A 10,478-nucleotide genomic window follows, 5' to 3' on the forward strand; every position below is an offset into this window, starting at 1 on the left:
CCCCCGGGCCCGAGGCTGGCCGTGTCCGGGTGCCGCGGCCGCTGCTGGCCGAGCACCACGCAGCGCTGTCCTGCGAACCGCGCCAACGCCAGCATCAGCCCGGGGTCTTTCTCTCCCTGTCCGGTTCCGTTCAAGGGCAGCGCGTCGTCAGCTGAGGCCAGCAGCATCCGGGTGTCCGGTCGGCGCGGGTTCCGGCTGGCTTGCACAGAGCGCCAGGCGTCCTCGTCCGCACTGCACGAGATGCTGCCCACCGGTGCCGGGAAAGCGCCGGAATCTCGTACCGGCTGCAGGATCTGCAGTGCCCGGTCCACGAGCTGCGGAAGGTCCTGCGGCGGGACAACCGCGTCGATCAAGCCCTTGCGGAACAGGTTCTCCGAGACCTGGACGCCCTCCGGGAAGTCCTGTCCGTAGAGCGCCTGGTAGACCCGTGGACCCAGGAAACCCAGCAGCGCCCCTGGTTCGGCAACGGTGATGTGCCCCAAAGAGCCCCAGGAGGCCATGACACCGCCGGTGGTGGGATGGCGCAGGTAGACCAGATAGGGAAGTCCTGCCGCCTTGTGCCGGCGGACCGCATCGGTGATGGCGACCATCCCCAGGAAGGCCAAGGTGCCTTCCTGCATGCGGGTGCCCCCGGAAGCGGGCCCCGCCAGCAGCGGCAGTCCGGCCGCCGTTGCGCGCTCGATGGCCGCGACAATGCGCTTCACGGCAGCCTGCCCGATGGAACCGGCCAGGAAGTTGAATTCCGAGACGATCACCGCCACTTCGCGGCCCTGGATCAGTCCCTTGCCCGTGAGCACCGACTCATCGGTGCCGCTTTTTGCGCGGGCGGCATCGAGGTCGGCCGCATAGGATTCGCTGAGCTCGGGCTGCTGCGGCTGGCTGTCCCAGGACTCGAAGGAGTCTTCATTCAAGACGATGGACAGTAGCGCCGACGCGTCAATCCGTTGGGTTCTGGTGCTCATGACTGGTCTTCCTTCTGCTCTTCGAGCCAGCGGTCCACGTCCGCTGCATCTGCATTGAGCAGGGGCGGAGCGGTATGCGCCTTGCGGGTGGTCTCCTTGCTGGTGGCGGCATCGAAGAAGCGCAGGGGAGGGCCGGGCAGGCTGACCCTGCCGAGCACTTCGTGCTCCACCTCCACGATGAGCCCTTGGGAGTGGACCTGGTCCCAGTCATAGACCTCCTCGATGGAGCGCACCTTTCCCGCTGGAATGCCGGCTGCGTCAAGGGAGTTGAGCAGCTGCGCCGCATCGTATGCGCTAAAAGCCCGTTCGATCAGCTCATTGAGCGCCGCGCGGTTCTCCACGCGCTGGGAGTTGCTGGCAAAGCGGGGATCCCCGGCGGGCAAGCCGAACCGGGAGGCGAAGGCCTGCCAGAGCTTTTCGCTGCCGATGCTGATCTGCACTTTCCCATCGGCACAGGAATACAGGCCGTAGGGTGCAATGGAGGGATGGTGGTTGCCGATGGCTTGGGGATTCTCCCCGGCCACGGTCTGCCGGGTGCCCTGGAAGGCATGGACCCCGATGATCGAGGCCAGCAGGGAGGTGCGGACCACTTGGCCGCGACCGGTCCTTTCGCGTTCCAGCAGCGCTGCCAGCGCCCCGTACGCTCCATACATCCCCGAGAGCAGATCCGCGATGGGCACCCCGACCTTCTGCGGATCCTCCGGGCCGGAGCCGGTAATGGACATCAGCCCGGCCTCGCCCTGCAGGATCTGGTCGTAGCCGCTGCGGTGGGATTCGGGGCCGTCGTGCCCGAAGCCGGTAATGGACAGGATCACCAGCCGCGGATTCAATTCATGGAGCACCTCGACGCTGAAGCCGAGCCGGTCCAGCACACCGGTGCGGAAGTTCTCCATGAGCACATCAGAGTTCCTGACCAGGTCGGCCAGCTTGGCTTGGTGCGCGGAATCCTTCAGGTTCAGCGCAACAGACTGCTTGTTGCGATTGCATGACAGGAAGTAGGTGGCCTGCCGGTTGTCTTCCGGCCCGACGAAGGGTGGGCCCCAGCCGCGGGTGTCGTCCCCGGTGCCCATCGCTTCGATCTTGATGACCTTGGCACCCAGGTCGCCCATCATCATTCCGGCATGAGGCCCGGCCAGTGCACGGGTCAGGTCAAGGACCACGTAGCCGCTCAGGGGGCCGGTGCCGGTGGCCAGGGTTTCTTCGGGTTGGACTGTAATCGAGCTCAAGAGATACCTCCTAGGAGTGGAAAGATTGGCGGTTCCGCTGGTGCCTACAGCCAGCCGGGCAAGACCAGCAGCGCCCACGCCAGGACAGGGCCGGCCAGGACGATGATGCCGCCGTAGCCCAGGACCTGCTTGTAGAAGCGGTCCTTGTCGGTGCCTTCCGGGGCGTTGGCAAGGACCAGGGCGCCGTTGGTGGAGAAGGGCGAGACATCCACGATGGTCGAGGCGATGGCCAGCGCGCAGATCAATCCGGTAGCGCTGATCGAGCCCGAGCCCAGGAACGGGATCGCCAGCGGGATGAGCGCGGCCAGGATGGCAGTGGATGATGCGAAAGCCGAGACAACGGCGCCGATGTAGCAGATGAGCAAGCCCGCAAGCAGCGGTGCTCCCAGGGTCGCCACGGCGTTCGAAGCGTATTCGATGGTGCCGGCTTCCTCCAGGACTCCGACGAAAGTGAGCATGCCGCAGATGAGCAGGACCGTGGACCAGCTGATCTTGTTGACCGCCCCCTTCTGGGCAGCGGGGTTGACCAAGGCCAGGACGACCGCGATGGTGATCGAAACGAAGCCGACGTCGACCTTGAAGCCCAATGCGATCACGGCCAGGGCGACCAGGCCGAGGATGGTCATTGCCTGGCCGAAGCGCTGGCCCGGGGCATGCGGCGCGGCGCCGTCGCCGGCAGGATCGCGGGGACCGTAGGTTCCCGAGCCGCTGCCCTTGAAATCGACATCGGCTGCCTGCGAGCCCACGGAGACCGACAGGCGGGCCTCGGCAACGCGTTCGGCGATGGCGCTGGCCCGCTGGCCAGCCAGTTTGCGCCCGCCCAGGACCAGGAACAGCACGATGGCGATCACCAGGTTGAAGGCGAAGCTGGTGAGGAACAGGGCGGTGGGACTGAAGGCGAACCCGGCTTCCTGGATCAGCCCATTGACGATCACGCCGTAGACGGCGATCGGGGAGAAGCCGCCGGCCTGCGCGCCGTGCACGATGAGCATGCCCATCATGAGCGGGTTGATCTCGTATTTCTGCGCGAAGCGCAGGCCGATCGGGGCGATGATCGCCACCGCTGCCGGGCCCAGGGCGCCGATGGCGGTAATGGCTGCGGTGATGGCGAACATGACCCAGGGGATCAGCGAGATCCGGTTGTCGACAAGTTTCACCGCCCGGTCAACCAGGATGTCGATGGTGCCATTGTTCTGGGCTATGGCGAAGAGGTAGGTGACCCCGACCAGGGTCAAGAACAGTCCTCCGGGGAAGCTGGCGAGAATGTCCTTGGCATCCATGCCGAGGAATATCGTGCCGAGCAGGAAGGCGCCAACGAAGGCCAGGGCTCCCATGTTGATCGGGAACATCGTGGCAATTATGAACATCACCGCCAAGACGATGATGGAGACGAGTGCGACAGACATGGGAAATCCTTTTCGGGAGGCTTTGCACTGAATGGTTTTGCTGTGACGGGTGTCACTGGCTCACTGGCCTAGCCTCCTAGACTCTCGGTGTCTTGTCAAGGTACTTTTCGGTGTAAGTTTGAGGAAGAACACATTTTCAGGTGGGGAGTGGTTGTGGCTGAAGCCAAGAAGGCCAGGGCGTTCGCGAAGGTGCAGCGCCCTCGGCTCTATGAGCAGTTGATGCAGCAGATCCTGGCTTTTGTCGAAGCAGAGCAGTTGGGGCCCGGTGACCATTTGCCGGCCGAGCGCGAGCTGGCAGAGCAGCTCGGCGTCTCGCGAGCGACCCTGGCCCAGGCCCTGGTGGCGTTGGAAGTACTCGGGGTCATCGACGTGCAGCATGGAACCGGCGCGGTGCTCGTGCACCGTCCGAGCGTCGCCACGGTGCTGCGCGAACTGCGCGAGCACAAGAACCGGTTGCCGGATATCGTCGAGGCGCGCAGTACCTTGGAGGTCAAGCTGGCCGCGCTGGCTGCCGCACGCCGCACCGAGGCTGACCTGCGCAAAATCGATCACGCGCTGGAGGTGATGGCCGCGGAAATTGGCGAGGGCGGCCGTGGCGAGCGCGGTGATGAGCTTTTCCACGAGGCAATTACCGCTGCAGCCAAATCAGCGGTTTTGCAAAAACTCATGACGTTTATCGCCGAGATGGTTCTCGAAACCCGCATCGAATCGTTGGGGCAGCCAGGACGCCCGGAGCGTTCGCTGGAGTCGCACCTGAAAATCGCCGATGCGATTCGCCGCGGCGATGCCACGGGTGCCGCCGCCGCGATGGGCGAGCATATAGAAATGGTCTCCGACGTGGCCCTGCTCAGGGACGGCAGGTAGCCGCAAAGCCGGTCAGCCAATTGCTGCCGGGCGAGGCTGGCCCTTTTTCGCCGGAGCCGTTTTCTTCGATGTCCGGGCGGCTCGAGGTGCTGCCGGCCGCTGGCTTTTGCTATTCTCCCGCGCGCAGTGCGCGGAAGGCCGCCGTGGCTGGAGCTTGGCCTGTTGCGGAAAGTTCGCAGTTATCAAAAGGCGATGGGCGATGGGCTGGAAAAGCGCGGCCACTGCCGATCTATGGACCACGCTGCGCTGGAATTCAACAGATCTTGGCACTCCAGTCCAGTCGCCAGTCCTGCCGCTACGCGATGCGTTACTTGCTGGTTTGCTTGTCCCGCCTCAGCGCCCCGCTCACTTCCGGCTGCGATGCCCAGTTCCGCAACGAATAGTATTGAACACCCGCTCTCACCTTGTGACAGTAATGTGTGATTGACGATAGTGTGTGACGCACGGTAATGTGAGCGGCATGGAAGAGTTCGACACCCAACTGCAAGAGCTGCGACGCGGCACCGTTGTGCTTGCCTGCCTGCAGCTGCTGCGCAGTGCCGGGTATGGCTACAGCCTGCTGGAGCAGCTCGACGACCACGGTTTCTCCACCGATGCCAACACCTTGTATCCGCTGCTGCGGCGCCTGGAGAAGCAGGGTTACCTCACCAGCGAGTGGAACACCGAGGAGGCCAGGCCACGCAAGTTCTACCGAACCTCGCCTGACGGTATCCGTCTTGCCGACACGTTGACCACGGAATGGCGATCACTGGCAACGGCGATCGCCTCGCTCACCGAAGAGGAGCACTGACATGACTGCCACATTGACCGAACGCTACATCTCGGCCACGATCCGCAGCCTCGAGCCCGGGATGCGGAACGACATCCGCGCCGAACTCGAAGCCTCCATTGCCGACGCCATCGAGGCGCGCGTAGCCCAAGGCGAAGCCGCGCAGGAGGCGGAACGCCGAGTCCTGGCCGAACTCGGCGACCCCGGCATCCTCGCCGCCGGCTACGCAGACCGGCCGCTGCACCTGATCGGGCCGAAGTACTACCTGGCTTGGTGGCGCCTGCTGAAACTGCTGCTGTGGATTGTGCCGCTCTGCGTGGCAGGGGCAATGGCGCTGGGTTTGCTGGTCTCTGGACAGGACGTGGGCGAAAGCATCGTCCAGTCGCTTTCCGTCGGGCTGCAGGTCATCGTGCACGTGGGCTTCTGGACCACGCTCGTGTTCGTCGTGCTCGAGCGCACTGGCGCGGACACTGGCGTGAAGTGGGATGTTGACCAGCTGCCGGAAATTCCCGAGGATGGCGCGGGTCGCAGCGAGTTGATCGCGTCGCTGATATTCCTGGGCATCGCCGCCGGCGCGGTGGTGTGGGATCTAGTCCGAGGATTCTTCCCCACAGGCGGTGAACCGATCCCGATCCTCAATCCGGGGCTGTGGCCGTGGTGGATCGGCGTCCTGTTCGCACTGATCATCCTCGAGGCCGTCTTCGCCGTCGCGCTGTTCCGCCTGCGTCGTTGGACAACTGCCATGGCGGTGCTGAACACCGTGCTCGCTTTGGCCTTCGCGGCCTGGGCGCTGATCCTGCTGTTGCGCGGCGAGCTCGTCAACCCGGAATTCCTCTCGTTCGTTGCGGTTGCCGGAGGCGACGGGTTCGCAGCCGGAAACGCACAGGCCGCTGGCAATGGCGGCATCTTCCGCATTCTCGCCGTGCTGCTCGGGTGCGGAATCGCGGCCGGCATTGGCTGGGATATCGTTGACGGCTGGCGCAAGGCCGTGCGGGAACGGGGCACAGCCCGGGGGTGAACGCGCTGAATGGCAGGTGGGATTCCGTGCCACCGTGTCCAGCGCTGAGCTGCCTGCCGGCAATGATACGAGCTCGCGGGTCACTGCCCCCGGCTTGTGTTCCGGCACGGAAGCCCCTCCATCAATTGGGCCGACAGTTGCTCGAAAGGCACCTAGGAAAGCACGTCATCACGATCAGGAAGAGCGCCGTCAACCACGACTGCTCCGAACGCTTCCGGCGCTCGCTCGGCTCCGCCTGCGCAAATACTCGCCGTTCAAATCCCGGGTGCACCCGACGAGCGAAGCCTCCGGCAATCAGCGATCCCTCGGAGGGGCCATCACGGTACATGCGACTGCCTCCGTGCCGCACCGCCACCCATTAGCCGGGGCCGCTGTTCGGCCAGTAGAATCCCATGCCGGCCCCTGCGGCGAGGCCGTCTTCTTCCCGGATCAGTATTCCTGCATCAGGGCCGTGATCTGCTGGATCAGCGCACTGACCAAGGCTGGTTGCCGTCGTCGCGGCATGGTGAGGATCTGTGCGCTGCGTTCGGCCAGAGCCGGATGGTCAATCGGGATGAACCTCAGCCCTTGGCTCAGCCCATCGCGACGAGCGAAGCGGCTGAGCAAGGTCACCCCCGCGCCGGAACGCGCGAACTCCATGGCCGGATTGATGTGATCGGTAGTTAGCGCGATCTTCGGCGTGAGTCCGGCCATGGAGGTGGCGATGTCAAAAAGCTCGCGCTGGGTGATGCCCTTGGCCGGCATAGACATCGGGTACTCGCAGAGCTCGGCCAGCGACAGCTGCGTCCGCTCAGCCAGGGGGTGGTCGGCGCAAACCACGGCATAAGCCGGAGCTGGGCAGGAATGCTCGACGGTTACATGGCGCTGCGGGCCCAGGGCAAAAATCGTCGCGAGATCCGCAGTGCCTTCGATAACCTGCCTGGTGGCCTCGGCCGAGGGCAAGACGCTCAGGTGAACCGTCACCTCGGGATGTTCCTTGCAGAACGCGGAGACGGCGCGAGGAGTCACCGAGGCAGCAAGTCCTTCCGAGCTGGCCACCTCGATGACTCGTGAAGCCCCCGAGGAGAGCTCGCTCAGATCCTGAGCCAGTTGCTCGCCTTCGGAGAGCATGCGGCGGGTATGGGCCAGCAGCAGCACCCCGGCATCGGTCAATTCCATGCCGCGGGCATGGCGGCGGAAAATTGCCGCGCCGACGTGGCGTTCGAGCTGGCTGATCTGCCGGCTGATTGCCGACGCGGAAACATGTTGCGATTCGGCGGCATCGGAAATAGATCCCGTGCTAGCCACCTCATGGAAGTAGCGCAGCGCCGTTGGCAATGTTTGCATTCTCTTGTTCCCGTTCGGTTAGCATTTTGCATTTAACTCAAACCTGATGCACGAAACGGCACTGGTTCCCGTCGCGCCCATCTCCTAATGTGATCTACAGTACAACACGCCGAGCGGGGAGAAATCATGCCGAATAGAGAATATTTGCTAGTAGCTGCGGACAAGTATGTCGACTCGGGGGAGCTGTTCGAGGACTTGTCCGAGCTGGTTGCCTGCCCGACGGTCAGCACCGACCCCAGCCAGAGGGTTGCAACGAACTCATATCTGGATAAGAACTTACGAACGAGGCTCGAAAGCATGGGCTTTACTGTGCGGCTTGATCTGGACTGGCGGGGATCGGGCAATTCTTTCCTGCGCGCGGTTCGCACAGAACATCGGGATTACACTACGGTGCTGTGCTACGGGCATGCCGATGTGGTTGACGGCCAAGCGGAGCACTGGGAGCAGGGGCGCGATCCTTTCGTGCTGGATGCCCAGGGCGAGCGCTGGTACGGACGCGGCGCGGCGGATAACAAGGGCCAGCACCTGGTGAACCTCAAGGCCTTCGAGATGCTGCTGGCCCAGCGCGGGGAATTGGGATTCAACGCGGTCTTCCTGTTCGAAGCCGGCGAGGAAATCGGGTCCCCGCAGCTGGATGAATACGCCGCGGCGCACCGCGAAGAACTCGCCGCAGATCTCTTCATCGCCTCGGACGGCCCCAGATTGTCAGCCCAGGAACCCACGATATTCCTCGGCGCACGGGGTGGGGCGACCTTCGAACTCAGCATTCCGCTGCGCGCGGGTGGCTATCATTCAGGGAATTGGGGCGGCCTGCTGCGCAACCCCGCAACCACGCTGGCTGGCGCGATCGGTGCACTGGTCGATGGGCATGGGCGTATCCAAGTACCAGGGCTGCTTCCCGACGAACTGCCCGACTCGGTGCGCCAAGCGCTCCAATCGGTGCAGGTGGGCGGAGGAGCGCAGGACCCGCAATTGGCCGACGGCTGGGGCGACACCAGGCTGAGCGCGGCAGAACGGCTCTACGCCTGGAACACCCTGGAGGTGATCGCCCTGCAATCGGCCGACGTCGCCCGGCCGGTCAATGCCATCCCGGGTGAGGCCCGGGCGGTCCTGCAACTGCGCTTCGTCGTTGGAACGGATCTGGCGGGGCTGGAAGCGGCGATCCGGCGGGCACTGGACGAGGCCGGCTACCCGATGGTGCAGCTGGCCATGGGACAGTGCTTCCCGGCCAGCAGGACCAATCCCGACAACCCTTGGGTGCGCTGGGCCAGCGAGTCCATCCAGCGGAGCACCGGCGTGCCCGCGGTGGTCTTGCCCAATATCGGCGGTTCGCTGCCCAATGCGGTCTTCGAATCGACGCTTGGCCTGCCGACCTTGTGGGTCCCGCATTCCTATCCGGGGTGCCAGCAGCACGGGCCCAACGAGCACGCCCTGGAGCCGGTGCTGCGCCAAGGACTGAAAATGATGTGCGGGCTCTTCCATGACCTGGCAACGAACACGACCTCGCCGCGCACGGTAGCGGCTAGCAGCGAGAAGATCTAGGACTCCAGCATGGAAAATCAGCAATTACCAGTTAAAGACCAGACAGCGCCGGCCCGACGCCAGTCCACCGCTCGCGGTATCGCCGCAGCCACCATTGGCAATGCGCTGGAGTGGTACGACATGGCCATCTATGCGCTGTTGGCAATCTATATCGGCCACAACTTCTTCCCCTCGGAAAATCCGGCAGTAGAGGTCATCCAGGCTTTTGCGGTCTTCGGTATCTCCTACCTGATCCGCCCTCTAGGTGGACTTGTACTCGGATCCTATGCGGACCGCAAGGGCTTGAAAAAGGGGTTGATCCTCACTATCAGGCTGATGGTAGTGGGTACGGCGATCATTGCACTGCTGCCGGGCTACGACACCATCGGCATCTTCGCTCCGCTGGGGCTCATCCTGGGGCGGCTCATCCAGGGCTTCTCCGCCGGTGGCGAGTTCGGTGCCGCCACCTCGTACCTCTTGGCGCAGGACAAGGGGCGCAAGGGATTCCTGGGCAGCTTCCAGTTCGCAAGCCAAGGCCTGGGCGCGATGATGGCTGCCATCACGGTGGTCGCTTTGACCAGTATCTTCACGACGGAGCAGATGAACGACTGGGCCTGGCGCATACCGTTCTTCATCGGTCTGCTGGTGGGCCCTGCCGGCTGGTGGATCCGTCGCCACGTCGATGAAGCGCCGCTGCCCGAAGCGGCCCCGGGGGATCGGCACAGCGCCAAGAACGCGGTGCATGCCCCGGTGCGCGAGCTGTTCCGCTCGAACAAGGCCTCGGTGCTCATCGCCGGCGGAGCGCTGGCTATTTCGACAGCTCTGAACTTCGTGCTGCAGTACATGCCGACTTTCGGCATCAGCCAGTTGGGCATGAGCCCTACCGTTTCCTTCTCCTCGCTGATTATCTCCGGGGCGATCTTGACCTTCGCCACGCCAGTGGTGGGCCACCTTTCGGACCGCTTCGGACGATTGCGCATCATGATTCCCGCCGCCCTGGCGATCATGCTGCTGACCATCCCGCTGTTCCTCTGGTTGATTGCGGGCAAGACCTTCCTGGTCCTCGCGGTCGTAATGGTCATCCTGGGATTGCTCAAGGCTTTGTACTTCGGTGCGCTGCCGTCGGTGATGGCTGATGTCTTCAGCGATTCCTCGCGGGCCACGGGCCTGTCCTTCAGCTACAACACCTCTGTGGCGATTTTCGGCGGATTCACCCCGATGATTTGCGCCTTCCTGATCGAGGCCACTGGCCAGCCGATTGCCCCGGGCTACTACCTAGCGGTGCTGGCCATCGTGAGCATCGCGGCGCTGGGCTCCGCCTTCCGTTTCCGGGCGGTGCGCTGACCCCGCCACTGGTGAAGCAGCGCAGGAAGCACAAGGCCGGCA

General features: G+C 64.1%; 9 protein-coding genes. 5 read left to right on the forward strand and 4 right to left on the reverse strand.

The window, feature by feature from the left end; all coding sequences use genetic code 11:
• The 3 genes from ACNPN0_RS08865 to ACNPN0_RS08875 all read right to left on the reverse strand — a co-directional run.
• Positions 1 to 962 (reverse strand): carboxyl transferase domain-containing protein (locus tag ACNPN0_RS08865; RefSeq protein ID WP_448937897.1); only part of this gene is annotated, 962 nt, incomplete at its 3' end.
• Positions 959 to 2,188, reverse strand: a complete 1,230-nt coding sequence (locus tag ACNPN0_RS08870; protein WP_448937896.1) for a CaiB/BaiF CoA transferase family protein — start codon at positions 2,186 to 2,188, stop codon at positions 959 to 961. The genes ACNPN0_RS08865 and ACNPN0_RS08870, both read right to left, overlap by 4 nt.
• A gap of 44 nt (positions 2,189 to 2,232) precedes the next feature.
• A complete protein-coding gene (locus ACNPN0_RS08875) occupies positions 2,233 to 3,594 on the reverse strand; it encodes an SLC13 family permease (protein ID WP_105658024.1) in 1,362 nt (453 codons plus the stop codon).
• Between the two features lie 153 nt (positions 3,595 to 3,747).
• On the opposite strand from ACNPN0_RS08875, the gene ACNPN0_RS08880 reads away from it, so the two are divergent.
• The 3 genes from ACNPN0_RS08880 (at position 3,748) to ACNPN0_RS08890 (ending at position 6,245) form a co-directional block, all read left to right on the forward strand.
• Positions 3,748 to 4,458 carry a FadR/GntR family transcriptional regulator gene (locus ACNPN0_RS08880; RefSeq protein WP_286172292.1) on the forward strand — a complete coding sequence of 237 codons (711 nt, stop codon included), beginning with the start codon at positions 3,748 to 3,750 and terminating at the stop codon, positions 4,456 to 4,458.
• A gap of 460 nt (positions 4,459 to 4,918) precedes the next feature.
• On the forward strand, positions 4,919 to 5,248 hold the full coding sequence (locus tag ACNPN0_RS08885; protein WP_105658025.1) for a PadR family transcriptional regulator: 330 nt from the start codon (positions 4,919 to 4,921) through the stop codon (positions 5,246 to 5,248).
• Position 5,249: 1 nt separating this feature from the next.
• Positions 5,250 to 6,245 carry a permease prefix domain 1-containing protein gene (locus tag ACNPN0_RS08890; protein WP_448937895.1) on the forward strand — a complete coding sequence of 332 codons (996 nt, stop codon included), beginning with the start codon at positions 5,250 to 5,252 and terminating at the stop codon, positions 6,243 to 6,245.
• A 429-nt stretch (positions 6,246 to 6,674) separates the two neighbouring features.
• Here ACNPN0_RS08890 and ACNPN0_RS08895 read toward each other — a convergent pair whose 3' ends face one another.
• Entirely contained in the window at positions 6,675 to 7,571 is an 897-nt protein-coding gene (locus ACNPN0_RS08895; RefSeq protein WP_105658027.1) for a LysR family transcriptional regulator, read from the reverse strand.
• 126 nt (positions 7,572 to 7,697) lie between these two features.
• Between ACNPN0_RS08895 and ACNPN0_RS08900 the strand changes: the two genes are divergently transcribed.
• Together ACNPN0_RS08900 and ACNPN0_RS08905 are read left to right on the forward strand one after the other, a co-directional pair.
• Positions 7,698 to 9,113, forward strand: coding sequence for a M20 family metallopeptidase (locus ACNPN0_RS08900; RefSeq protein ID WP_448937894.1), 1,416 nt, complete (start codon positions 7,698 to 7,700; stop codon positions 9,111 to 9,113).
• 9 nt (positions 9,114 to 9,122) lie between these two features.
• On the forward strand, positions 9,123 to 10,436 hold the full coding sequence (locus ACNPN0_RS08905) for an MFS transporter (protein WP_434693453.1): 1,314 nt from the start codon (positions 9,123 to 9,125) through the stop codon (positions 10,434 to 10,436).
• Positions 10,437 to 10,478 lie beyond the last annotated feature (42 nt).

Source organism: Glutamicibacter sp. AGC84 (assembly GCF_053543575.1).

Bases quoted from the DNA above. Each gene is read 5' to 3' on its own strand.
- ACNPN0_RS08890 (WP_448937895.1), top strand. From the start codon at position 5,250: ATGACTGCCACATTGACCGAACGCTACATCTCGGCCACGATCCGCAGC.
- ACNPN0_RS08875 (WP_105658024.1), bottom strand. From the start codon at position 3,594: ATGTCTGTCGCACTCGTCTCCATCATCGTCTTGGCGGTGATGTTCATA.
- ACNPN0_RS08900 (WP_448937894.1), top strand. From the start codon at position 7,698: ATGCCGAATAGAGAATATTTGCTAGTAGCTGCGGACAAGTATGTCGAC.
- ACNPN0_RS08895 (WP_105658027.1), bottom strand. From the start codon at position 7,571: ATGCAAACATTGCCAACGGCGCTGCGCTACTTCCATGAGGTGGCTAGC.
- ACNPN0_RS08905 (WP_434693453.1), top strand. From the start codon at position 9,123: ATGGAAAATCAGCAATTACCAGTTAAAGACCAGACAGCGCCGGCCCGA.
- ACNPN0_RS08885 (WP_105658025.1), top strand. From the start codon at position 4,919: ATGGAAGAGTTCGACACCCAACTGCAAGAGCTGCGACGCGGCACCGTT.